The organism is Paenibacillus sp. B-A-8 (assembly GCF_048572915.1).
Taxonomy (GTDB): Bacteria; Bacillota; Bacilli; order Paenibacillales; family Paenibacillaceae; genus Paenibacillus_AQ.
In genome coordinates this window covers 5,163,177-5,186,805 of record NZ_CP183882.1, presented here as the reverse complement: position 1 = coordinate 5,186,805, position 23,629 = coordinate 5,163,177, and the positions used below count along the sequence as shown (strand labels likewise).

Genomic DNA, 23,629 nt, shown 5'->3' with positions numbered 1-23,629 from the left:
TGGAATGGAATGCAGGCGAGATTGCTGCTGCAAGACGGAACTTTATTTACAGGTACCGCATTTGGCGCTGAGGGCGAAAAGACAGGCGAGGTTGTTTTTAATACTGGAATTACAGGATATCAAGAGGTGCTGTCTGACCCTTCATATTGCGGACAAATCGTTACAATGACTTACCCATTGATCGGGAACTACGGGATTACTCGGGATGACTTTGAATCGGTTCGACCTTTCGTACACGGTTTTGTAGTGCGTCGTCATGAAGAAGTTCCTAGTAACTGGCGTGCTGAATATAGTGTGGACGACTTGCTGAAAGAATACGATATTCCTGGGATCAGCGAGATTGATACTCGGATGTTGACTCGGATTATTCGCCACTACGGAACAATGAAAGCAATCTTGACTACCTCTAACAAACGTGTAGAGGAACTGATGGAAATGATGGGAAATACTACGATTGAGGAATTGCGCAATCAGGTAGCTCGTACGTCAACTGCAAGTTCGTACAGCAGCCCAGGCAACAAAGAAAGAATTGTGCTTGTGGATTATGGTGCAAAAGCTGGTATCCTACGTGAACTTAACGACCGTGGTTGTGATGTTGTTGTTGTACCACATGATGTAAAAGCGGAAGAAGTTCGCCGTCTGAACCCAGATGGTATCCTACTGTCTAACGGCCCTGGGGACCCGAAAGATGTGCCTCATGCTGTCAAGACGATTTCCGAATTGCTTGGCGAATATCCGATCTTCGGTATCTGCCTAGGTCATCAGTTGTTTGCACTGGCTTGCGGAGCAGATACAGAGAAGCTGAAATTCGGTCACCGCGGTGGGAACCACCCTGTGAAGGAACTGGAAAGCGGACGCTGCTTCATCACTTCCCAGAACCATGGTTATACCGTCAATGAGGAATCTGTGAAGAACACTGAACTAGAAGTTACTCACATTAATAATAATGATAAGACTGTTGAAGGAATTAAACATACCCGTTACCCTGCATTTTCGGTGCAATATCATCCGGAAGCAGCGCCAGGACCACATGACAGCAGCTACTTATTTGATCGCTTCCTGCAAATGATTGCAGATCATAAAGCTAAGACACCTGTTGTTTCACGTCAAGCACAACTTGCGGCAAACGCCAGAATCACGGCGCCAAAAACTAACTTACAGCTTGAAGCCGTGAAAGGAGCTCTATAACATGCCAAAGAACGATAAGCTTAAAAAAATTCTAGTGATCGGTTCCGGACCGATCGTCATCGGTCAAGCCGCGGAGTTTGACTACGCAGGAACTCAGGCTTGCCAAGCCCTTAAAGAAGAAGGCGTGGAAGTCGTACTGATTAACAGCAATCCAGCAACAATTATGACAGATACAAATATCGCAGATAAAGTGTACATCGAGCCTATTACGCTTGAATTCGTAACTGCGATTATTCGCCAGGAGCGTCCGGATGGCTTGCTTCCAACGCTGGGCGGTCAAACCGGCCTGAACATGGCTGTAGAATTGGCTCGTGCAGGTGTACTTGAGCAAGAGAATGTTAAGCTTCTTGGTACACAGCTTGATTCCATCGAGAAAGCAGAAGATCGCGATTTGTTCCGTGATCTAATGCGTGAATTGGAACAGCCTGTACCGGATAGCACGATTATTACTACTGTAGATGAAGCAATGAAATTCGCTGAGGAAATTGGTTTCCCTCTGATTGTACGTCCAGCCTATACACTTGGCGGCACAGGCGGCGGGATCTGCGATAACGAAGAAGAACTGCGTGAAACCGTCAAAGCAGGTATTCGTTATAGCCCGATCGGACAATGTCTGGTTGAGAAGAGTATTGCCGGCATGAAGGAAGTTGAATATGAGGTTATGCGTGATGCTAATGACAACTGTATCGTTGTCTGCAACATGGAAAACTTTGATCCTGTAGGCGTACATACAGGTGACAGTATTGTTGTGGCACCTAGCCAGACGTTGTCAGATCGCGAATATCAAATGCTGCGTACAGCTTCGCTCAAAATCATCCGCGCCCTGAATATTGAGGGTGGATGTAACGTACAGTTCGCACTTGATCCACAAAGCTATCAATATTATGTAATCGAAGTAAACCCACGTGTCAGCCGTTCCTCGGCCTTGGCTTCCAAAGCAACTGGATATCCAATTGCCAAAATGGCTGCCAAAATCGCAATGGGTTACACGCTGGATGAAATCATCAATCCGGTTACCGGACAGACCTATGCATGCTTCGAGCCTACACTTGACTATATCGTAAGTAAAATTCCACGCTGGCCGTTCGACAAGTTCATTCACGCGAACCGTAAACTGGGTACGCAAATGAAAGCGACAGGCGAAGTAATGGCGATCGGCCGTACTTTTGAAGAGTCGATTCATAAAGCGATTCGTTCCTTGGAAATTGGTGTACACCGTTTCCGTCTGCCAGGTGCAGAGACATTGGAAGAGAGCGTGCTGCGTGAACGTCTTGCGAAGCCTGACGATGAGCGTCTGTTCCTGATTGCTGAAGCTTTCCGTCGTGGTTACGGGTTGCAAGAGATCCAGGATATTACGAACGTAGACTGGTGGTTCCTCTCCAAAATTGAAGGTTTGATTAACTTTGAAGAAGTGATTCGCGGTGAAGAAACGTTGTCTGCGGAAACTCTATACCAAGCGAAACGCAAGGGCTTTACAGACCGTGCAATTGCTGAGATTCGTGCAGAAGGACAAGCGGACGGCAAGTTTACTAAAGAAGCTGATGTGCGCGCGCTACGTTTGGAGCAAGGTTTAACACCTGTATTCAAAATGGTAGATACTTGTGCGGCTGAGTTCGAAGCTACTACACCTTACTACTACTCGACTTATGAGACTGAGAACGAAGTCATTCATTCTGACAAGCAAAAGGTTATTGTGCTGGGATCTGGTCCAATCCGGATCGGTCAAGGGATTGAGTTCGATTACTCTACAGTGCATGCAGTATGGGCTATTCAGAAGGCTGGATATGAAGCGGTTATCATCAATAATAACCCTGAGACGGTATCTACAGACTTCAATACTTCGGACCGGTTGTATTTTGAACCACTATTCTTCGAAGATGTTATGAACGTAATTGCACAAGAGAATCCGATTGGAGTTATCGTTCAATTCGGTGGTCAGACTGCGATTAACCTTGCGGCACCTCTAAGTGCTGCTGGTGTGAAGATTCTTGGAACTAGTCTTGACAGCATTGATGAAGCTGAGAACCGTAAAAAATTCGAAGCATTGCTGGCACGTCTTGATATCGCTCAACCGAAGGGTAAGACAGTTACAGACGTGGATCAAGCCGTAGAAACTGCACAATCCCTTGGATATCCGGTGCTGGTTCGTCCTTCCTACGTACTAGGCGGACGTGCAATGGAAATTGTATATAACGATACTGAACTGCTCAGCTACATGGTAGAAGCGGTGAAAGTGAATCCAGAGCATCCGGTATTGATTGACCGTTACATGTTAGGTAAAGAGGTTGAGGTAGACGCGATTTGTGATGGTGAGACAGTAGTTATTCCAGGTATCATGGAACATGTCGAGCGTGCAGGTGTTCACTCCGGTGACTCCATCGCTGTATATCCTCCGCAATATCTGGATGAAGGTCTGAAAGCGAAAATTGCCGAAATCACTATCAAGATCGCTAAGGAACTGAAGACGATTGGACTGGTTAACATCCAGTTTGTTATCTATCAGAACGAAGTGTACGTAATCGAAGTAAATCCGCGCTCCTCGCGTACGGTTCCTTTCCTGAGCAAGGTGACAGGAATCCCAATGGCGCATTTGGCAACCAAGATCATTCTCGGCAGCAAGCTGAAGGATGACGGTTATACAGAAGGTTTGTGGCCGGAAAGCGATTATGTATCGGTTAAAGTGCCGGTGTTCTCTTTTGCTAAACTGCGCAGAGTAGAACCTACACTCGGACCTGAAATGAAATCAACCGGTGAAGTTATGGGCCGTGATAAATTGTACGCCAAAGCTTTATACAAAGGTCTGATCGGAGCAGGGATGAAAATTCCAGCTACAGGCGCTATCATCGTTACGGTGGCAGATAAGGATAAAGCAGAAGCTGTAGAACTTATGAAAGGCTTCCACTCCATGGGTTACAAAATCATTGCTACTGGAGGCACGGCACAAGCGCTTGAAGAAGCAGGCCTCAACGTAATGAATGTGAATAAACTGGATGAAGGTGCGCCTAACATTCTCGACTTGATTCGTGGCGGGCAAGCCAACTTCGTCTTTAATACACTGACTAAAGGCAAAACACCAGAACGTGACGGATTCCGTATCCGCCGTGAAGCGGTTGAGAATGGCGTCGTATGTATGACTTCACTGGATACAGTAACTGCACTTCTCAGAATGCTGCAGACGATTAACTTCTCGTCACAGTCCATGCCTGCTTTTGTCGGACAATTGAACTAATCTCATAAAGATGCATAGGGCGGTTTGCGTTTACGCAGACCGTTCCGCTATGCCTAGGGTCTAATAAATAAAGGGTGTGGATGTAGTCTGCACTGGATAGGAGCATGGTTATGGGAGTTGGAGATGTAGAGTGGAAAGCAATGGCGAATCGACTGATGATCGCCTTGGATTATCCTGATGTGACTGGAGCAAGAGCCCTGATCGATAAGCTTGAAGGCATTCCTTGCTATATGAAGGTAGGCATGCAGTTGTTCTATGCGGCAGGACCTGAATTTATTCAAGAGCTGAAATCTCGCGGCTATTCTGTGTTCGTCGATGTGAAAATGCATGATATCCCTAACACGGTCAAAGGTGGCGCTCAAAGTCTTACTACTCTTGGCGCTGATATGTTTAACGTACATGCGGCAGGGGGCACAGCTATGATGGCGGCAGCACGTGAAGGAGCGGCTTCAGCAATCAGTGCTAATGCTGCACTTAAGATGCCTTTGATTATTGCAGTTACCCAGCTAACCAGTACGAGTCAAGAAGTGATGAATAATGAAATTGGGATCGCAGGTGAGGTAGCGGATACTGTGGTAAGATACGCTAAGCTGGCAGCCGATGCAGGTCTAGATGGTGTAGTGGCTTCGCCACAAGAATCTGCAGCTATCGCAGAAGCTTGCGGTCCAGCATTTTGCACCGTTACACCGGGAATCCGGCCAGCAGGTGCTTCATTAGATGATCAGTCCCGGGTTATGACACCTGGAAAAGCCATTCGTCAAGGTAGCCACTACCTTGTTGTAGGACGGCCGATTACAGCTTCACCAGATCCACGTCAAGCAGCACTAAACATTATTGAGGAGATGACCCTAGCATGAGCACATTAAATAGAAGCGAACAAGTAGCAAGTTATCTGCTGGAGATTGGAGCAGTAGCACTGCGTCCACAGGAGCCTTTTACATGGACCTCTGGTATCAAATCGCCGATCTATTGCGACAATCGTCTGACTATGGCTTACCCAGAAGTTCGTAACTATATTGCAGATGCCTTCGCACAGCTTATTAAGAGCGAGTATCCGGACGCTGAAGTGATCGCAGGTACAGCAACCGCAGGTATTCCACACGCGGCTTGGGTAGCAGATAAACTTAATCTGCCAATGGCTTATATCCGTGATAAAGCTAAAGGCCACGGTAAGCAGAATCAGATCGAAGGACTGATTAAGCCGGGACAAAAGGTAGTTGTTATTGAAGATTTGATCTCCACTGGCGGAAGCTCCATTAAAGCCGCTCAGGCCGTGCAAGAAGCAGGTGCAGAAGTATTAGCAGTACTTGCAATCTTCAGCTATGAGCTGGATCGTGCAGTGGATGCTTTTGCTGCAGCTGAAATGCCATTACAAAGCTTGTCCAATTACAGCACATTGATTGATGTGGCTCTTGCACAAGGCAAAATTGAATCGACAGACGTAGAATTACTGAAGTCTTGGAGAAAAGATCCGTCATCATTTGGTCTTTAATTTTTGAATAAATTGAGTATAGTTTTGGCGAGCCTCTCACTTTATAGTGGGGGGCTTTTTTTAACTGCATAGAGTGAGACTAAAAAGAGAGACACAACATACTCAACTGTCATCACAGACAGCAATAGCTGTACTTCGTGCACTTAAACTAACTTTTCTTAGAGGAATTGGCACTATAGTTGCACTTTATGCAATTATAATCAGCTAGTTATTCGCCGGAAGCTCTTAGTAACGTGTTTTAACTGCATAGAGTGCACTTAAAAGTAGAAACAGAACATAATCACCACTAATAGATGCAGAAAGTGCAACTATCCAGTCGCAGAGGATGGAATTTTGCCGGTAACTGCACCTTTTGAAACCTCCTAGTAACATTTTTATAGGAATAATATGAAGAAATCGTAGTATAACTTTAAACGACCTGTAACTTCCCCTCCGGATTAAAGCTTTATACTGTTACTAGCATTATGGATTATTTATCCATAAGTTGTAGAAGGATCAAGTATTTTATAGGAGGATACAATAATGAATCATATAAACAACAATAAGCGACTGTGGCGCCGCTGGTTAAGCCTTGGAGTATGCGCTGCGCTGTTACTACCACTAATATCAGATGGGTGGAATACAGCTTGGGCTGAGCCTTCTAAGGCTTCAACGGAGCAGCGTGTATTGCGTATTGGGAGTCTATGGTCTGGGGAGGACGATTCTTTTTTTCGTCAACAGTTTACGGATATGTATGAATTGCAGCATCCAGAGATCAAGTTGGAGATTATTCCGGCTATAGATACGAATGAGCTTCGGTACATTAACACCTCCACAGACGCAAGCTCTGATAATTTAGAAAATATCCGAGCGATTATGGGCGGGGATAAGCCTGTTGATGTGATTGTCGGTGATAGCGCATTAGTGAACAGTTTGATAGATCATAATCTTGTCCAATCGCTGGAGCCGCTTATAGCGCGTGATCAGTATGATTTAAGCAATATGGCGCCTACAACGCTGAATGGAGTTCGTGAGCTAGGAAGAGGAAGTCTTTTTGCGTTGGCGCCGACCTTCTCGTCTAGTGCGCTTTTTTATAATAAGGGAATCTTTGATGCTGCTGGTGTCGGCTACCCAACGGACAAGATGACTTGGAATGAATTATTTACGCTGGCAGATAAGGTGACGAAGAGATCAACAAATAAAGAAACTCAGATATATGGGTTCTCGATGAACCGTTACTTAAGTGATCCATTCTGGGATATGCAGAGCTACGTCGCGCCGCTAGAACTTACAATGTACGATAATAAAGGTCAGCATATGACTGTAAATACTACACAGTGGCATCAGGCTTGGACTACTTACAGTCAGTTGGTTAAAAAGCAAATTGTACCTGGGTTAAATGGGTTGGATTTTGCAGGAACAGAAGGGGATAGCTATAGTCCAATCCAAGGGGATTTATTCCTCGCAGGAAAAGCGGCAATGGTCGTTGGGGAATACGGCTATCTCAATGATCTGGCAGTAGTGGAGCGTAATGCTGCTAAGATCAAGAATTACCATCCTTTCAAATTGGGGGTTGTTACTGTACCCACTTATCAAGAGAAGCCTGGTGTTGCCATTGGAACATGGCTTGGGAATATGATGGCTATAAGTTCTACGGCTACTAATAAAGAAGATGCTTGGGATTTGATTAAATTCGTCAACAGTAATGAGGTTGCCAAAATTAAAGCCCATAACAAGAGTGAACTGACTTCCCGCAAGGATTATATTACCGCTCAGACCCCTTCTGTAAACTTGGAAGCTTTTTATACGCTCCGACCATTACCTGCAACGGATCCTTTATTGATTAGTTTACAGATGCAGAAGCCTGGGATTAGCCGAATAAGCGATGTTGGGCGGCAATTATTCATTGATGTCTATCAGGGTAAGAAAACGGTCGAGAGTGCACTCAAAGCTTGGGAGAAGCAAGGGAATACCATGCTGGATACACTTGAAAAAGATCCCACGGTCTATTTCGACTCGATCGGTGAATGACTCTGGAATATGCCCTAAGCCACCAGTTTTCTGGTGGCTTATTTTGTGGAACTTGGGCATGATAAGTTCAGAGCGGTGTATCATAAATTTGCGAAAAGGAGAAGAGGGCATCATGAATTGGATATACTTCGCGAAACTGTTCAGGACCAGATTTCAAGCAGGTTGTTTGGCTAAAAGATTGGAGCAAGATGGCTGGATTTACGGTTATCATGACCCGCGTTTTGTAGAAATTTATCGATCCCGTAAGGGAAGGTACGGGGTTAGATTTCTGCCTTAAGAACTTTTATAAATTCTTCCTTGACGTAGACCCAATTTGTAATGTATATTATTTATTGTCGCTGTTTGAATATTTTTTCTGACGCGGGGTGGAGCAGCCCGGTAGCTCGTCGGGCTCATAACCCGAAGGCCGCAGGTTCAAATCCTGCCCCCGCAACCAATTTATTTACAACAGCAATTGTACATTCGGATATTTTTTAGATCCGGGCCCTTAGCTCAGTTGGTTAGAGCGGTCGGCTCATAACCGATTGGTCGGGGGTTCGAGTCCCTCAGGGCCCACTTAGAGAAAACCCTTACTTTGTAAGGGTTTTTTGCTGTCTATAAATATAGAAATATTAAGAAAATAGAATGGAATGGCCAGATTTTTGAGATTGCCAACGGATTTGCTAACCAGAATTATTTTTCTGCAGTTTCGAGCTGTTTTTCAGCATATTTATTCAGTTCGGCTTCAATTTTGTCAATGGCCTCTTCCTGCATGATTGGGAGTAGGTTTGAGTATCGTTCGTTGAACATCGATGGAGTCATACCCAGTCGTTCAGCAGCTACCTTTGGATTTATATAACCTCCGCCAGCTAGCAACATACTAAGTCATTATCCTCATATGAGTCTCCATATTCTTTTTTATAAGCCCCGATTTGCTTGTAGCGTTCCTTAAGGTCATCAATAATATTCTGAAAAAGTTTTACCCGTCGTATGGAATTATTCGTTTTTGGACGTTGAATGACTAAACCATCACGTGTCCAGTTGACCGTCTGAATCACCTAGAGTTCTTTCTTTTCAAAGTCGAGATCATCCCAGCGAATTCCAAGGATCTCACCACGTCTCATTCCAGTATAAATTGCCAATGAAAACACAATAGACTGGCGGGCGCCTCATCAAGCCAACAGGCAGTATAGTTTAACTTAAACTAAACTTTCCGTTTCCCGCAGTTAACATAAGGTGTAATCTGAAAGCACCTTTTTTGAAGGTGATACTCATCAAGAACCGTATTTATGAAGGAGTGACTTAATGCAAGCTATTAAATCTATAATAGATTGTCCAGAGCGTCATATAGAGTTTGCTGAATATGTTAAAGAAAAATGGCCAAACGTACAGAAGGTGGTACTCCCAAAAATTGACGAGAGTTTATCGGCTGAAGATGGTTTGCCATTAACATTTCTGTTATTAAAAAACGACAAAATAATTGGATTTTATCAATTGATTGAACAGGAATATATAATTCGAAAAGATTTATCGCCATGGATTGCTCCTTTGTTCATTGACGAGAATGAGCGAGGGCAAGGTTTAGGTTCAGTATTGTTGGAGCATGCCAGAAAAATGGTGGGGCAATTCGGATATACGAAGGTTTATATAACGACTGACCATATTCATTACTATGAGAAATATGGATTCAGAGAAATCGGTTTGGATAATTTCGAATGGGGACGACCCACCAAAATCTATGAGCACGATACTATAAAGTAATTTATCGCAACATGTTTTTTTGGGACTTAACTAACGGGAAACGATAGTTGAATCTACAGAGGGATGGTATCAAACATGGACTATGAAATCAAAATAGCGACCTTGGAACATAAAGAAATACTCAGCAACCTGTTACAATTCTATATTTATGATTTCTCAGAATTTATGGAGTTGCAGTTTGAGGCAAACGGTAAATATGGTAATTATCCAATTGATGAATATTGGTCTAAAGACCCCAATTATCCATATTTAATCAGTCTCAATGGGGAAATTATTGGATTTGTCTTAGTCAAATTAAAAAATCGGGAAGAAGATGACGCATATTTTTCTATTGCTGAATTTTTTATTGCGAAGAAGTATCGTAGGCTGGGATTAGGGAGATTGGTTGCTAAAGATATATTTGATATGCACCAGGGAAAATGGGAAGTTTACCAAATAGATAACAACAAGCCCGCTCAACTCTTTTGGAAAAAGGCAATAGAAGAGTATACAGGAGGTAAATTTACTGAACGAATTGAAGTAGGAAGAAGAACACAAGTATTCATTAGTTAATGATATTCAGGACTAGCAAGGGCTTACGCTAACGGGAAACGTGAGTCCAAAAACCAACAGTAGTCTAGGACTTTTTCTTACCAGTAATATATACATAATGTTCCAAATAATTTATATTAAGGTTATAGGGTTTGGGAGTAATGGCATTGCAATTTGGAAGAACCTCGCCGACATTGGCGAGGTTCTTATATTAATGGGGGTTGCTGGTTGATAAAAATGATAATTTTGTTGGTTATTCTTGTTATCGTTACTGCTGTTTTTGTATTCAAAGTTTTATCAAGAAAGAAGAGTTACCCTACCCAAAGTATAGTAATTGATCCACTTAAGATTACGATCCAGGACATAGACCGAATGGAAGACGGAACTGGCTTTGTAGAATATCTGTATCGTTTATTTTTGGCCATGGGTTATAGTGATGCATATAAAACGAAAGGAGGCAGAAATTTTGGATCTGACTTAGTGTTTACAGACGGGGAGGGGGTTCGAAATGTCGTTCAGGCAAAGCGTTATTCCTATCCAGTAGGGTTAGGAGCTGTTCAAGAGATCTATAGTTCCATGAGATATTACAGGGCAAAAAAGTCCATGGTAATATCCTCAAATCAATATACCTCAGCGTGTGAAGAACTTGCTAGTTATAACGCCGTAAGATTACATAGTAGAAGTGACCTTATAGAAATTATAAACTTTTTCAAGTCAGGGCAGATTGATAAAGCAAAGGATATCCTTGAGTCAGAGCCCAGGATTATACTGGATTCATGGGATAATAAAGTAATTAAGAAGGACTTCAAAGTTGAAAAACGATGGGTTGCGAAGAAATAGATAGTTCGTAGAACAAGGAGCTTTTATACTGATGAACAATGAAGATTTTCAATACAGAAATACATACTTTTTCGTAGGGAATCAAACGATTCTATGGATCACCATACTTGGCTTTGTGTTGTTAGGATTTGTATTGTTTTATTTGATTAAGAAATACATAAAGCAGAGAAAATGAGGCCAGGTATTCTAATACATAGGAGTGCTGTAATGAAGAAAATCTTCAAAGAATTTGGTGTCCATTTTTGTGCGGCAACAATTCTTCTAGGCATTTCATTATTGTTCAATGATTATGATGTTGAGGAACAACAATCTTTGTTGGTTGTAATGATGTGTGGAGCCCTCATATCTATTGGTGGATATAACTATTTGAAAAACAGAAAAGGTGTTGTTGTGATGATCGTAGGAGTTATTGTATTAGGATTAGCGCTTTGTAACTTATCTTTTTAGAAGTGATCATGTTGAGATTGTAGTTGTGCTTAAAAGCCCATAAAGAAACCAGGACAAACTCAATGGTCACATTGGTCACGAATTTGGTCACAAACTCATTTTAATTAAGTTTAATCAATATTAGATAATCCCAATAATAACAAGAATTCCTGAATAGAGTTTAAGGTATTTACCCCTTTCCTCTATATCAGTTTTTTAGAGCGGTCGGGTCATAACCGATTGGTCGGGGGTTCGAGTCCCTCGGGGCCCACTGTAAGGGTTTTTTGCTGTCTATAGGCACATAGATTCAAAGGGAAGAGAACTAGGAAGGCCCGAAATTCGAGTTTGCTAACGGATTTACTGATGCAAGATTTATCGTCATGCGCTTACCGCAGGGATAGTTTAAATCTTTTGAATGCACTAAAGAGCAGAGGGATTTATTAAATCATAAATAGAAATCTGACATTCAATTGAAGAAAGTGCTATAATTATTAAATCAGTGTGTAGAGATATTGGTCTTTTTATTGGGCCAAAAATATATGTCTCATGATACGTCTGCCATCTGAAATATGATTCACGGAGATGACAAACATGCATGGAGACACAAGACTGCCCAGAAACGGAAAAGAAGGTATATTATTTTTACTCATTATTTCAATCATTTCAGTAAACACTATTGCCCCTATTATTGTGGGATTGGAACGTGGCTTCAGTAAGGAAGTGTATATAGATACACTAAAGGTTATTCCGTTTATGTGGATGATCGTAGTTTTATCCGTAAGATTAGTTGCAGGGCCGATTGTTGGGAAAGTGATGCCGAAATTCATGGGACAAACCGATGGATTTAATGCTAGGGTGCTGTTGAATACTTTTTTGAATGTTACAGTGTTATCTATTTTACTATCGATTATCGGCACGTGGGTGGGGACGAAGCAAATAAGCCTAGAGCCACTTAAAAACTTTCTTCACATCTGGCCAAGAAACTTTGGTATAGCGTTTTGGATTGAACTATTGGTGGCGCAGCCGATCGCAAGATTTGCGATGAAAACATTACATGCTAGACAGGATCGTAAAACGGAAAATGTAAATGCGTAACTAGCTAGAATGTTGTAGAGTAGACGAATAACAAATTCAAGGAGCGTCCATGGTGGGCGTTCCTTTTTTGATTCCCTATGTTATAGCAACATTGAACAAGTAAAAGAGCCATCATAGGATTAACCTACAACGGCTCTTTTACACTATGTACTCTCTCTAAAAACAATTCTTCAAAAAAGCTTTGTAAATTTTTTCGTCTATCTCTATTAAACTCTTCTTTCCATCCTTGAACTGAACTGCAATGATATGAACTCCTTTGCTCTTAGCTGAAAGGCCAGCAAGCAAACCAACCGGTCCGAGTAGAAATCCGCCCACTAATCCTCTTCCTACAGCACTCACAGCACTTTTGGAATGAGTTTCGTCCATTATCTCATAATCCTCTACAGTGTTTTTGTCTATTGTGATTGTTTTTAAAAAACCAGTTTGCAAATTTACAATTCCAAGAGTAGACATTATTACTTTACCTTCATAGTCACCAGCTATAACTTTATTTTTTGCACCCATCTAATCACTCCTTCTTAAACACATATATTAATCGACAAAATCATTCTACTACACAAAAACTTTTGGCGATATATGGATTTTTATTTAGAATCTGATATTCTGGCATGGTAAAAGGTAAACCATATAGCCAACACAAAAAGGGCGCTGTCGCAAAGCCATGAAATGGTTTGGAAGCAGTGCCCTTTTTGCGTATCCAGCTAGACTTCTCTAATGGGTATGGCGACCGAAATGCTGTCGTAATCGTTGTCCCAATCGCTGTATGCTGGGTTTCCGACCAACATCCCTATAGTTTCATACTATCCCAGAGCTTCTGGAATGCCCCAGATTCGACTTCGAAGAATACCGGTGCCTGACCGTAACGTACAAGTCCTTGACCGAACAGCGTCAGCTCTACCCGGGCGTTGTCTTCCAACTGTAGATAGATGATCTTGCGCTCTTCGCTGTCGTAGATGCCTTGCTCGATAAGTGGCTCTGCTGCCAGTGGTTTAGCCGCGTTGAGTGCCGTCAGAAAGCCGCTAAGCGCCTCGTCGACAGCAAGCGGTGTGTACTTCTGTAGTCCATTGTTCCAGCTGTCGAAGCTTTCCCACTGAGCTGAAGTAATTCTGCCCTCAAGATTTAGCTTGCCGAACAGATCAGCACCGCTGTTTACGGTGATGCCGTTCGTTTGTTCATACAGTTCGGCGAATACCTCGCCGTTGATTTCCGAATAGGACATAATCAGGAAATTGGAATCATATCCCTTCACAGAATAGATATCCGTCTCTCCGATGTTAGAAGCTAGCTCAATATATTTGTCTTTACCGCTCCATTCATCGATGCCGCCTGTAGTCCGTCCCAGCTTATCACCGCGCAGAGCGGGAGCGTCGGCGGCGTCGATGCGAGTTGCAGACTGTGTATAAATATTATCTTTATACACGACTAGAGCGATCATATCTGCCTTAACGCCAGACTTGGTATCCGGCAGTTCCAGCTTGGGGATGATAATGCTTCTGGACGTATCTGTGCTAGGATTGCCTGCATCACTTGGGCCCGGAGTTACCTGAGCGATCTGTCCTTGGGTGCTCTGACCGTTCAACTGCTGCCATATATTCGGTGCAGCCAAGCCGATTCCGGCAGCAAGCACGATACTTGCCGCGATATAAACCGTTTTGCGTGGACGTTTCCGCTCCTGCTGGTGCACCAGTTTGTCGATCAATTCTTTTTTCATCTCTTCACCTGGTTTCATAGAATCCACCGCTTTCGTATATAATGTTCGAAACTGATCTTCCTTCATTGTGATTCCGCTCCTTCCAGCTCTAGTTTTAGCAGTTGCCGTCCCCGCTGAAGTCTCATCTTCACGGCAGACTGACTAATCTGCAGAATCTTGCTGATTTCCTGGATGGGATAATCCTCGTAATAGTAAAGATGGATTACAGTTTTATACTTCATGGGCATCGCCATAACTAATTGCAATAGAGCCAATTCTTCGGGGTTGTCTACCGCAATCGGCTCAGCGCTTTCCAGCTTAACCTCACGCTTTCGCCAGCCTCTACCCAGTAATGTTTTGCAATGATTGGTGATTACGCGGATCAGCCATGCTTTCTGATGTTCAGCATCTTTGAACTTTGGCGCCTTTTCTATCAGTTTGATGAAGGTCTCCTGAGTAGCTTCTTCGGCATCTTGGCGGCTGCCTAGATGGACCAAGGCGATTCGGAACAGCATATCTGCGTAGATTTCGTAACTCTTTATCACATGATTTCCCGGCCGGGTCATGGATCGCTGCATGATTCTATGCCCCCTTTACCTATAACACCATTTAGGACGGCATTTGGTCACATTATGTTCCTGAGAAAATTTTGTTAGCCATATAGATCAAGGGTTAGGATCTAAAAAAACGCGGTTGTCTTAGTAGCCATAATCCTGACTGCTGAGACAATCGCGTTTTTATAATAGAAGTTCCCCCTTTACGGGAGACGATCCTCAATATGTTTATATGTATATTTTGGATCAGAACCTTTTACAGGAGCCATGCTGTATTGATGAATCAGATCCTTCTCTTTTCTATAAAAGTATCTTGCGTTAGGTTCATCTGCAAAGATAACCGTTGTGCTTACTACGGGAGCCTTACCAATCTGGGTATAGACTTTATAAAGATCTTCATTCTTATAATCTCTAGCATCTACCAGATAATGAATGATCTCATTGTTCATCTGATTTCGGAAGGAGTGAAGCGCTAAGGAAGCAACTCCATATAGAATAATGAGAGTAACAAGAATTATTTTTGTTCTTTTCTTCATTTATTTCCTCCATTTAGATAAAATGTATATATTATAAGATAATATATAAGTTTACACATTAGAAGGGAGGAAAGAAGATGACGCAGCAAGAGGAAAAATACAGGAGTTGGAGCGACGTATTAAGGTACTAGAGAATTATTCAAGTCCAAAACTGCCAGGGCTAAGAATCTTATGGTTTATTATTTGGGGTGTTGTGGGTATATTCCTCATTCTAACTCTTATTGGTTTGATTCAATTTGTCGCATAACAGAGCTTATAATTACAAATAAGGCAGCAAATTTCCCGCCGATAGTTAAACCCGTGTAGGTAAATAATTGCCTGGGTATACTATACTTGCTGCCTTTTTATTATGAGCTTACACAAATCATCTTCAGTCGTCTTTGGGTTCTTGCAATAAAATGGAGAAGGTCCCTGTTTCATGATCCACTTCAATCGACTCGATCCCAACAAAATCCGGAATTTCGGGGTGTACTGCATCTACGTTATAATCTGGATGAGTCATCAATAATTCAATTACTTTAATGGCTTCCATATCGTTCCCCCTTGCGAGAAATTCCACCATAATCATTAATGGTCCTTCATTGCGACTACCCTTATTATCTCCGCAATCATTATTGAATATGTGTTAATCGTTCTTCGTTTCTTCCCATCACGGCCAATAATTGCCCCTGAAAAACACGTCTTTGGATCTGATCAATCCGCTGTAAAGCCAGCTCGCTTGGCACTTGAAATTCTGCTGCAAGATAGCTAATGGCTTCCTCTCGTTGTTCTGGCAAATTCAAACGGGAGATCATGGAGTAGGGCATAGCTGCATAAAGAATAAAACGCTCGGATTCATCCTCCTGTGCTCGCGTAAAATGTTCTGGCATCAATATATGATTGGTACCATGGCGGAGCAGGTGACAGAGCTCGTGGAGAAACTCTAGCCGCTGCAGGCTAGCTGGAAGCCGGTTATCGATAAACATGGTGTACATCCCCGCTGATGCTTCGATACTCTTACTTCTTACATCCAAATAATGAACCCAAATATTAAGCCGTTCTGCAATATAGGCAATCGAAATTTGCGAAGGCTGAGTAAGGTTTAGACGTTTGTATAAATCTTCCGTCCACTTCTCCAGTGCAGTCATTTGATAATAGGATTTCATGTTATCCACATCATTCACCTCATTCAGAATCAATTATAGGATCGTATGTTCGCATAAATGAACAAAAGAAAAGCCCGAAGGCTATGTAAAGTAAAAAAATATAAGGACACATAAGAACGAGTGTTCTTGTGTGTCCTTAGCATAATGCAATTAAACACTAATATCAAGTGTTTTTCCTAAATTCGGAGCAACGCTTTTCCCCAGCATTTCCACCATCGTTTGACTCTGGGTTTCAGCCTGATTTTTGGCTATATTCATGACCTGTATCCCCACATTCTGAGCTAAGGATGCTTGACTCATTGCCATTGATAATGCAGCTATATCCATATTGCACCTCCTTCGTGTATATCCTGTATATCGACTCTGTCCATTTAATTCATTAGGTGTTCGGCATTTTGTTTGCCAATTCGCCCAAACGGCTTATCTCCTTTTTACATATCTTGTGCTGTAGTCATTAATCATTAGGAGGAATTAAAAATGGGAATGGAACATTGTGGTTGTAACGTAGGTCCTGTAGTAAGCCCAGCAAACGTAGGTCCGGTGTGTAGTCCTTTTACTTCAACGGGAGCTATTCTGGTACTCTTCATCTTGCTGGTTATCATCACTAAAGCTTGCTTATTCTAAGCTAGCTGATGCACATTGTAGCCCCATCCGGTATATACCGGATGGGGCTATTCTTTTGGAGCATTGTTTCCGAAGCTCGTTATTTGAACATAAATTCTACGCGGGTTCCATCCGCATAATCTTCTAGCTGATTACCAACCCAGCTTCCTGCACCGCGATTATCTTTTGGCGTTATGTATTCAATGTCGGCCCCTTCGCCGCCTTCATCACACATGGCCATGGGCCATTCGTCGCGGTCGTAGCCTTTTTTTGTAGGGATCCCTCTTAAGGATTCTTTGCGGTTCTCTTCAGCCTGCTCACGGTTAATGGTACATGTGGCAGACTCCCCTTTGGCAATCGCATCCTGAATATGCTTGGCGGTCTCAGGATAACGATCTGATGGGAAGATGAGCTGAACAACTTCTGAATCGGATGTGGACGAGGGGGCTGCCGGGTCTCCGTTCTGTTCATACCAGTAACCGCCGAAAGCGAGTAACACAACAATGATGAGACTGGTGAGTAATTTCTGTATTTTCAAATCTGCTCCTCCTTTTTTGGAACTTAAAATAGTATATCTTATATCATAATGCAGTGCGATTTAATATACTTAGGAAAAATAAGAGGAGGGCGGAATTGGATATGGAGTATTTAATTACTATTGAGGATCAGACGCTTATAGCCTCTGCTGAAGATATTATTACTAGACGTTATGAATGGGAAAGACACCATGTTGGAGCGGCGCTCCGTACGAAGACGGGGGAGATCTTTACAGCGGTACATGTAGAAGCTAGCATGGGGCGGATTACAGTTTGTGCGGAGGCGATGGTGATTGGAAAAGCGATATCCGAAGGCTACAAGGAATTTGATACGATTGTTGCCGTAAGGCATTCTGATCCGGATAGCGGGGAAAGAGAGATTAAAGTAGTTTCTCCCTGCGGGATGTGCCGTGAGTTAATTGCTGATTACGGGAAGGATTGCAAAGTTATTGTATCCGAGGAAGGCCGGTTAGCCAAATATGATATTACCGAATTACTACCGCTGAGATATACGAGGTAGTTTGGAAAAAAGGAGCCGCTAGGCTCCTTTTTTTATTGAGCCGTGAATTTATTCAGCAGTTCCTTACACTGTCCTAAATTAATTTACAGCTTCATGTCCATTCGCTGAGTTCATGTCACTATTGTCCCCATACTATAACTTAAAAAAGTTAAAAGGATGTGAGAGTAGATGGAACAGCGAAACCTTCGAAATATGGTTGATTCGGCATCGAGGTTTGTGAACGATGTTCAGTGGCAAATAGCATATCGTAAATTGCAAATGACTCCGGCAGATTCGGAAACGGTAACCTCTGCTCAGAAATTGTTGAATACCCTTTATTTTTTGCAAGGAAAAGGATTGATTAGTGGACAACATGATTATTTGGAGAGCGCGGATGAGTTCAATGGGAAGCTGAAAAATACTAGCGGGCAATACGCCGCCCTTCACGGTTATGAGCTGGGAGCAATCAATAATCAAACGGCGGCGCTAATAGACAATCAGCGGGATTGGGTTGTTAGCAGTGCTATTCGTTGGTATAAAGCCGGTGGAATCGTAACGATTAGTTATCACGCCCAGTTGCCAGGGACAGCGCCGGCTTGGGCTAATGTATCTACGAGCATAAGCAATGCTGATTTTGACACATATATAACTCCGGGTACGACTCAGTATAACGCACTGATCGCTGATCTGGATAAGATAGCCCTGTCTTTAAAAAAACTTAATGATGCAGGCGTTCCCGTGCTCTGGCGGCCGTATCATGAAATGAATGGTGGATGGTTCTGGTGGGGGCAGAAGAGCAATTACGTAGAACTCTGGAACCTTATGTTTGACCGTTTTACCAGCTATCATAAGCTGCATAATTTATTGTGGGTATGGAGCCCAAACGCCAAAAATCAATGGTGTGATGAGCCTGCGGAATACTATCCGAGCGGTGACAAAGTAGATGTGCTGGCGCTAGACATCTATGACGGCGATTTCAAGGGAAGTCACTATGATAGTCTATGGGATCTTGGCCGAGGAAAGCTGATCGCGATTGGAGAGAACGGAGAGCTTCCTTCTCCTACACTACTGGCTAAATCGCAGCCGAAATGGTCTTATCAAATGACCTGGGGCAAGCTTCTTTATGAGAAAAACACCGATGCGGTGATTAGAGCCTTTATGAACGACAGCTTTGTATTCACACGAGATGAATATGCTGCTGAGGCAGCGATTGTGGCTGCTAAAGGAGATAGTGTGCTGCAAAGCGGGCTATGGGGGCAATATTTCAATAATATGACCCTTAGCGGGACTCCTGCGTTGACGCGAACTGATGCGAACATCCAATTTTCATGGAAACAGGGTTCACCCGATCCAGCCATTCGTGTCGATGCTTTCTCTATACGTTGGAGCGGTAAGCTGACGGCAGCTTATAGTGAGACTTATACCATTTACTCCTCCTCTGATGACGGGGTACGGGTGTGGATTGATGGAGGGTTAATCATTGACAGTTGGGTGAAGCAGAGTGGACAGGAGCGAAAAGGTAGTGTAAATCTGATTGCAGGCAAGCTGCACGAAGTAAAAGTGGAATACTATGAGAATGAGGGGGACGCGCGGATTGTATTGCAATGGGAAAGCCCTAGCCAGCCAAAGGGGATTATTCCAGCAAGTGCGTTCTATCTTCCATAAAAAATATCTGCTTTGAGCGTCGAAGCGTAAGCAAAAAAAGCCCCGGATTTCGGGGCTTTTTTTAACTTAAAAACCATCTTAGATTTGTTCGCGGTAGCTAATGTTGTTGGCGATCTTCTCGTCTCGAACGGCTTTGCGCAGAACATCTTTGACGGTTTGGGCATCATGGATTTTTCGGAAAAGAAGCTGAGGCGCTGAGGCATCATCAGAAAATACAGTTAATGAACCAATGCCAAGCATCCGGTCCATGATAGATTGTGCTACGGATAAATCGCGTACGCGCAGTAATTCAATTTCTTCGACATTTTTACCGATAAGTCCGGTCTTTACCATAATGCGCTGGCTTGTAATGGTGTACGTAGTCGTGTTTAGGCGTACGATTCCTTTGAGGCGATCCGAGATGCTAGCCGGTTTACCTTTCCAGAGTACGACTTCTTGAGTAGCGTTTAGATTTGCTGATGGACGCCGGGCGGTCACTGGAGCGGTGCCGTCAATGCTAGATCCACATTCTCCACAAAATTTCACGCCTTGCTTATATTCTGAACCGCAGGTTGTGCAATAAGGCATAAAAACTCTCCTTCCCTAATTACAATTGAAATAATTATAACATAATAGTCATTTTACATAAATTTCATTTGCACTTTACACAAAGCGACATTATTCTGTTAAGTGGAGGGATAAATAAATGAAAAAAGTGTTACTAATAGGAACGCTAATGTTGACTGTCATCCTTAGCGCCTGCAGCAATAATAATTCAACTTCATCGGCGCCTGCCTCAGAGGAAGAAGTGCAGGAGACCGTGCAAAACTTCTACAATGAAATGTCTAAACTTGAGGAATTAGGAAAATCATCTTTAGCGGAGTTCAACGAAGCCATCGCTGGTTATTCAGCAGGAGAGCTTTCGGACAGGCAGCTAGAGAAGAAGATTAACGAGTTCCAGAAAACTGCAACAGACCTATCTAATCAGGCTGAAAAGGTGAAGATCTCCTCTAGCTTGCCTGAAGATATTCGTAAGCTGCTTGAGGAGTCCAAAATTGCTTTTCAAAGTGCTTATGCTCTAAAAGAACAAGCTTCTCAAGGTGCTGATTCCACAGAGGTCACTGCTGAGCAGTTCCAGGAATTGAATCAGAACGCTGATGTAGCGATGCTGTACGGCATATCCAAGCTTAATGAAGCAAGAGAAGCAACAGGGCTCATCGATGCCGATGGTCAGTCCACCACTGAGACAGAGAACGTTAAAGAATAGATCGGAATTTAGACGCTGTACAGTTTAACTGTCAGCGTCTTTTTGCTGCGATTTTGAGCTTAAGTAGAGGTAACACTGCCAATCCTATAAATAAGCCAGCTACAATTCCTTTTGTAAGGTCTGAGAGTGTATTACTTTGATATACGAGGGGGTATATGCACAGGAATAATGCAGGGATTAGGATGAGAAGTGCAGTATTTTTTTTCAAGTGGAAAGCTCCTCTCGATCAGATATGTATTATTATACAACTTTTAGATAAAGAGGAAGATAGAAAGTGGTATCTTTTTCCTGATTATTGATTATTCAGCGAAGGTATGGATATAATACAAACATACGTTCGTATAAATAGGATAGTATAGATATTAGGGAGGGGTTACCATGGGCAAAAAGCTGGAGAAAAACGGACTGTGGGAAAGCAGTCGGATGATGCTGCCGGAGCACAAGGTAAGAATTATTAGGGATGAACGGGAGACGCTGCGCCGCATTAAGCCTATTCTGGATGAGCAGAAACTGGAGGAAATCGAATGTACACTGGCCTTATCGTTACGGAGTCATGTGCGTGTGACTGTTGTGTTGTTTGATCCCTTTGAGAATACGACAATAAGTGGCTTTGTGACTTCCATTCACACCCACTCGCGTGAGTTTAAGCTGCAGTGGGCGGAGGAATGGAAGTGGATCAATGTGGATGACCTTGTTGAGGTTTACATCGTCTGATGCTAAGAATTGCTGCCTTCATTTTTTTCATAAGCAATTAGAGTCACGGTTGGGTTGCCGGTTAGATGTGCAATAGAAGCTTCGGCATTCCGAATAATTTCGAGTGCTTCATCCTGTTCGCTGAGTGCAGCAACTCTATAGCTATCGCTATGAATGTCCATATGTGTTCCCACCTTTCGCTAATATTTTGCCCTTTTTTGTGGAATTGATCCAAGGTGGAGAAGCCGTGAATAGCTACCTTTCAGGTTAGATCTCGGGGATACCGGGGTCTTTTTTTAAAATATAAGAAAGGGTTATTAGTACAAGCGAATGGGGAGTCGGGATCATTGATTATAGCAAGGGGTGATTCTATGCTGACTTTGGAACAAGTAAGGGATAAATCGACGGCGCGTCTTGTTGGGCTTCATCCTGTTTTGGCAGCAGGAGCGAAGGCTTTGATTCAGCAAAGCTATGCCAAAGGAGTGCCGATTGTGATTACCCAGGGATTACGCTCAATCGCAGAGCAAAATGCCTTGTATGCACAGGGGAGAAGTAAGCCGGGGCCAATAGTTACCAACGCCAAGGGTGGAACCAGCTATCACAATTATGGCCTTGCGTTTGATTTTGCGCTTTTGCTGCCGGACGGAAATAGTCTTTCCTGGGATATGAATCGTGATGGGGATAAAGATAAAATAGCGGACTGGCAAGAGGTGGTACAGGTGGGTAAACAGCTGGGGCTTGAATGGGGAGGAGACTGGACGTCTTTTAAAGATTATTCCCACTTGCAGATGACCTTCGGTTTAACCACAAGTCAACTTCGCGCAGGTAAACGTCCTACAACGGATCAGGTCAATGAAGCTTTAAAAAGGATAATCGGGGAGGATGACGCAGTGAATAAGGATGTTAAAGTATCGATAACCTTGAATGGCAGCAAGCTTACGGATGGCGTTCTTGATACAGGTATAACATATGTACCCGTGCGGGTTCTGGCTGAGGCGCTTGGAGCAAAGGTTACGTATGACGCAGCGAGCAAGACAGTGAATGTAGTAAAAGAGTAAAGCTATTCATGTATAGACAGTGCCATCCAAGGGGAAATTATCAGTGATCACTAACTATAAAGGGAGGCATACGTTGTGAACAAGCTGATAACAAGCCTTGCATGCTGCACTGTACTGTCACTGAGTGTAATGGGAGCTAGTTACGCTAATCCAATCGGGTCGGCGGCTTTAGGCGGTATCCCAAACGCGAATACGGGCATGGATGGTACCGTGAATAACACTCGGATGATGAATACGGAAGGCAATCTAATGAACGGCACCACGGGAACGATGAATCAGCATGAGAGCATTATGAGAGATAAGATCCGCACAGGGGAAAATTACAATCGTAACAACTATCACAACAATAATTACAATACAGAAAATTACACCCGGGATAACTACAACAGAAATACGGTAACTCCACTATCCAACACTACAACGGACGGTAGATATCGGGCAACCAGCACAACTACGAATACTGGGACTACCAGCAGAGGGTCTAACTGGGGCTGGCTCGGATTGTTTGGACTTTTGGGCCTAGTTGGAATGAGAAGCAGAAGTGACGAACGCAGATAATCGACATGCCTAATAACCCGTGTCGGCACACGCTGGAACGGGTTATTTTTAATGTGATAAATTATTTTTCAAAAAGGGATTGCGTGTTATCGAAATTCATGATATTATATTTCTTGTCGCGTTATACGTAAACATCGTATGAAGCTTCAACACATAATATGCCGGGGTGGCGGAACAGGCAGACGCACAGGACTTAAAATCCTGCGGTACGTGAGTACCGTACGGGTTCGACCCCCGTCCTCGGCATCACAGTGAAAACCTTGAGAAATCAAGGTTTTTTTGTTTTTCTTGAGTA

31 protein-coding genes and 3 tRNA genes are annotated in these 23,629 nt (G+C 43.1%); 22 read left to right on the top strand and 12 right to left on the bottom strand.

Annotated features, from left to right (window positions below; translation table 11 throughout):
* Positions 1-9: 9 nt before the first annotated feature.
* The 8 genes from carA (at position 10) to ACN6MV_RS23445 (ending at position 8,474) form a co-directional block, all read left to right on the top strand.
* The gene (gene carA / locus ACN6MV_RS23480) at positions 10-1,188 is read left to right on the top strand and encodes a glutamine-hydrolyzing carbamoyl-phosphate synthase small subunit (RefSeq protein WP_042130198.1); all 1,179 of its coding nucleotides are present in this window, start codon (positions 10-12) and stop codon (positions 1,186-1,188) included.
* Between the two features lies 1 nt (position 1,189).
* Positions 1,190-4,417 carry a carbamoyl-phosphate synthase large subunit gene (gene carB / locus ACN6MV_RS23475; RefSeq protein WP_419885001.1) on the top strand — a complete coding sequence of 1,076 codons (3,228 nt, stop codon included), beginning with the start codon at positions 1,190-1,192 and terminating at the stop codon, positions 4,415-4,417.
* 110 nt (positions 4,418-4,527) lie between these two features.
* Positions 4,528-5,274 carry an orotidine-5'-phosphate decarboxylase gene (pyrF, locus tag ACN6MV_RS23470; RefSeq protein WP_419885000.1) on the top strand — a complete coding sequence of 249 codons (747 nt, stop codon included), beginning with the start codon at positions 4,528-4,530 and terminating at the stop codon, positions 5,272-5,274.
* Positions 5,271-5,909 carry an orotate phosphoribosyltransferase gene (pyrE, locus tag ACN6MV_RS23465; protein ID WP_419884999.1) on the top strand — a complete coding sequence of 213 codons (639 nt, stop codon included), beginning with the start codon at positions 5,271-5,273 and terminating at the stop codon, positions 5,907-5,909. The genes pyrF and pyrE overlap by 4 nt, the downstream gene beginning before the upstream one ends.
* A 522-nt stretch (positions 5,910-6,431) precedes the next feature.
* Entirely contained in the window at positions 6,432-7,919 is a 1,488-nt protein-coding gene (locus tag ACN6MV_RS23460; RefSeq protein WP_419884998.1) for an ABC transporter substrate-binding protein, read from the top strand.
* Positions 7,920-8,031: 112 nt separating this feature from the next.
* The gene (locus tag ACN6MV_RS23455; protein ID WP_019909365.1) at positions 8,032-8,196 is read left to right on the top strand and encodes a hypothetical protein; all 165 of its coding nucleotides are present in this window, start codon (positions 8,032-8,034) and stop codon (positions 8,194-8,196) included.
* A gap of 82 nt (positions 8,197-8,278) precedes the next feature.
* Positions 8,279-8,355: transfer RNA gene (locus ACN6MV_RS23450), tRNA-Met, on the top strand.
* Between the two features lie 45 nt (positions 8,356-8,400).
* A tRNA-Ile gene (locus ACN6MV_RS23445) sits at positions 8,401-8,474 on the top strand.
* A gap of 117 nt (positions 8,475-8,591) precedes the next feature.
* Here the strand turns inward: ACN6MV_RS23445 and ACN6MV_RS23440 are convergent.
* Both ACN6MV_RS23440 and ACN6MV_RS23435 read right to left on the bottom strand, forming a co-directional pair.
* Positions 8,592-8,777, bottom strand: a complete 186-nt coding sequence (locus ACN6MV_RS23440) for a hypothetical protein (protein WP_419884997.1) — start codon at positions 8,775-8,777, stop codon at positions 8,592-8,594.
* A 179-nt stretch (positions 8,778-8,956) separates the two neighbouring features.
* The gene (locus ACN6MV_RS23435; RefSeq protein WP_419886803.1) at positions 8,957-9,022 is read right to left on the bottom strand and encodes a hypothetical protein; all 66 of its coding nucleotides are present in this window, start codon (positions 9,020-9,022) and stop codon (positions 8,957-8,959) included.
* Between the two features lie 181 nt (positions 9,023-9,203).
* Between ACN6MV_RS23435 and ACN6MV_RS23430 the strand changes: the two genes are divergently transcribed.
* The 6 genes from ACN6MV_RS23430 to ACN6MV_RS23405 all read left to right on the top strand — a co-directional run bounded on the left by ACN6MV_RS23430 (position 9,204) and on the right by ACN6MV_RS23405 (position 12,551).
* Positions 9,204-9,659, top strand: coding sequence for a GNAT family N-acetyltransferase (locus tag ACN6MV_RS23430; protein WP_419884996.1), 456 nt, complete (start codon positions 9,204-9,206; stop codon positions 9,657-9,659).
* 75 nt (positions 9,660-9,734) lie between these two features.
* Positions 9,735-10,211: a GNAT family N-acetyltransferase gene (locus ACN6MV_RS23425; RefSeq protein ID WP_339287641.1), complete on the top strand. Its 477-nt coding sequence runs from the start codon at positions 9,735-9,737 to the stop codon at positions 10,209-10,211.
* 216 nt (positions 10,212-10,427) lie between these two features.
* Positions 10,428-11,030, top strand: coding sequence for a restriction endonuclease (locus ACN6MV_RS23420; protein WP_339291432.1), 603 nt, complete (start codon positions 10,428-10,430; stop codon positions 11,028-11,030).
* 31 nt (positions 11,031-11,061) lie between these two features.
* Complete coding sequence (locus ACN6MV_RS23415) at positions 11,062-11,205, top strand: LPXTG cell wall anchor domain-containing protein (protein ID WP_419884995.1); 144 nt, start codon at positions 11,062-11,064, stop codon at positions 11,203-11,205.
* 32 nt (positions 11,206-11,237) lie between these two features.
* The gene (locus ACN6MV_RS23410) at positions 11,238-11,477 is read left to right on the top strand and encodes a hypothetical protein (protein ID WP_042130186.1); all 240 of its coding nucleotides are present in this window, start codon (positions 11,238-11,240) and stop codon (positions 11,475-11,477) included.
* 570 nt (positions 11,478-12,047) lie between these two features.
* Complete coding sequence (locus ACN6MV_RS23405; protein ID WP_375103678.1) at positions 12,048-12,551, top strand: hypothetical protein; 504 nt, start codon at positions 12,048-12,050, stop codon at positions 12,549-12,551.
* Between the two features lie 156 nt (positions 12,552-12,707).
* Here ACN6MV_RS23405 and ACN6MV_RS23400 read toward each other — a convergent pair whose 3' ends face one another.
* From ACN6MV_RS23400 to ACN6MV_RS23370, 7 genes are all read right to left on the bottom strand, one after another.
* Positions 12,708-13,055 (bottom strand): hypothetical protein, encoded by a 348-nt coding sequence (locus ACN6MV_RS23400; RefSeq protein ID WP_341114456.1) that lies wholly within the window; start codon positions 13,053-13,055, stop codon positions 12,708-12,710.
* 283 nt (positions 13,056-13,338) lie between these two features.
* Positions 13,339-14,328 (bottom strand): hypothetical protein, encoded by a 990-nt coding sequence (locus tag ACN6MV_RS23395; protein ID WP_419884994.1) that lies wholly within the window; start codon positions 14,326-14,328, stop codon positions 13,339-13,341.
* Entirely contained in the window at positions 14,325-14,819 is a 495-nt protein-coding gene (locus ACN6MV_RS23390) for an RNA polymerase sigma factor (RefSeq protein ID WP_419884993.1), read from the bottom strand. Before ACN6MV_RS23390 ends, ACN6MV_RS23395 begins: the two co-directional genes overlap by 4 nt.
* A 179-nt stretch (positions 14,820-14,998) precedes the next feature.
* Entirely contained in the window at positions 14,999-15,331 is a 333-nt protein-coding gene (locus ACN6MV_RS23385; RefSeq protein ID WP_375103675.1) for a DUF3139 domain-containing protein, read from the bottom strand.
* Positions 15,332-15,701: 370 nt separating this feature from the next.
* Positions 15,702-15,863, bottom strand: coding sequence for a hypothetical protein (locus tag ACN6MV_RS23380; RefSeq protein ID WP_170880221.1), 162 nt, complete (start codon positions 15,861-15,863; stop codon positions 15,702-15,704).
* Positions 15,864-15,942: 79 nt separating this feature from the next.
* On the bottom strand, positions 15,943-16,476 hold the full coding sequence (locus ACN6MV_RS23375; RefSeq protein WP_419886802.1) for an ImmA/IrrE family metallo-endopeptidase: 534 nt from the start codon (positions 16,474-16,476) through the stop codon (positions 15,943-15,945).
* A gap of 150 nt (positions 16,477-16,626) precedes the next feature.
* Complete coding sequence (locus ACN6MV_RS23370) at positions 16,627-16,803, bottom strand: YjfB family protein (protein WP_076098563.1); 177 nt, start codon at positions 16,801-16,803, stop codon at positions 16,627-16,629.
* A gap of 150 nt (positions 16,804-16,953) precedes the next feature.
* On the opposite strand from ACN6MV_RS23370, the gene ACN6MV_RS23365 reads away from it, so the two are divergent.
* Positions 16,954-17,100 (top strand): hypothetical protein, encoded by a 147-nt coding sequence (locus ACN6MV_RS23365; RefSeq protein WP_156114850.1) that lies wholly within the window; start codon positions 16,954-16,956, stop codon positions 17,098-17,100.
* 79 nt (positions 17,101-17,179) lie between these two features.
* Here ACN6MV_RS23365 and ACN6MV_RS23360 read toward each other — a convergent pair whose 3' ends face one another.
* Positions 17,180-17,611, bottom strand: coding sequence for a NucA/NucB deoxyribonuclease domain-containing protein (locus ACN6MV_RS23360; protein WP_419886801.1), 432 nt, complete (start codon positions 17,609-17,611; stop codon positions 17,180-17,182).
* 107 nt (positions 17,612-17,718) lie between these two features.
* Between ACN6MV_RS23360 and ACN6MV_RS23355 the strand changes: the two genes are divergently transcribed.
* The gene (locus ACN6MV_RS23355) at positions 17,719-18,135 is read left to right on the top strand and encodes a cytidine deaminase (protein ID WP_076117456.1); all 417 of its coding nucleotides are present in this window, start codon (positions 17,719-17,721) and stop codon (positions 18,133-18,135) included.
* Between the two features lie 168 nt (positions 18,136-18,303).
* A complete protein-coding gene (locus ACN6MV_RS23350; protein ID WP_419884992.1) occupies positions 18,304-19,779 on the top strand; it encodes a glycosyl hydrolase in 1,476 nt (491 codons plus the stop codon).
* Between the two features lie 78 nt (positions 19,780-19,857).
* Here the strand turns inward: ACN6MV_RS23350 and ACN6MV_RS23345 are convergent, their stop codons facing one another.
* Positions 19,858-20,346 (bottom strand): PH domain-containing protein, encoded by a 489-nt coding sequence (locus ACN6MV_RS23345; protein WP_341114448.1) that lies wholly within the window; start codon positions 20,344-20,346, stop codon positions 19,858-19,860.
* 118 nt (positions 20,347-20,464) lie between these two features.
* Here ACN6MV_RS23345 and ACN6MV_RS23340 point away from each other — a divergent pair, with 118 nt between their 5' ends.
* Positions 20,465-21,025 (top strand): hypothetical protein, encoded by a 561-nt coding sequence (locus tag ACN6MV_RS23340; protein WP_419884991.1) that lies wholly within the window; start codon positions 20,465-20,467, stop codon positions 21,023-21,025.
* Between the two features lie 378 nt (positions 21,026-21,403).
* Positions 21,404-21,739, top strand: a complete 336-nt coding sequence (locus ACN6MV_RS23335; RefSeq protein WP_042130171.1) for a YolD-like family protein — start codon at positions 21,404-21,406, stop codon at positions 21,737-21,739.
* Positions 21,740-21,741: 2 nt separating this feature from the next.
* On the opposite strand, the gene ACN6MV_RS23330 is transcribed toward ACN6MV_RS23335, so the two are convergent.
* Entirely contained in the window at positions 21,742-21,900 is a 159-nt protein-coding gene (locus ACN6MV_RS23330; RefSeq protein WP_197069706.1) for a hypothetical protein, read from the bottom strand.
* Between the two features lie 189 nt (positions 21,901-22,089).
* Between ACN6MV_RS23330 and ACN6MV_RS23325 the strand changes: the two genes are divergently transcribed.
* From ACN6MV_RS23325 to ACN6MV_RS23315, 3 genes are all read left to right on the top strand, one after another.
* Positions 22,090-22,776: a M15 family metallopeptidase gene (locus ACN6MV_RS23325; RefSeq protein WP_339287629.1), complete on the top strand. Its 687-nt coding sequence runs from the start codon at positions 22,090-22,092 to the stop codon at positions 22,774-22,776.
* Positions 22,777-22,851: 75 nt separating this feature from the next.
* Positions 22,852-23,334 (top strand): hypothetical protein, encoded by a 483-nt coding sequence (locus tag ACN6MV_RS23320; RefSeq protein ID WP_076117207.1) that lies wholly within the window; start codon positions 22,852-22,854, stop codon positions 23,332-23,334.
* 160 nt (positions 23,335-23,494) lie between these two features.
* Positions 23,495-23,580, top strand: a tRNA-Leu gene (locus tag ACN6MV_RS23315).
* The last annotated feature ends 49 nt before the right edge of the window (positions 23,581-23,629 follow it).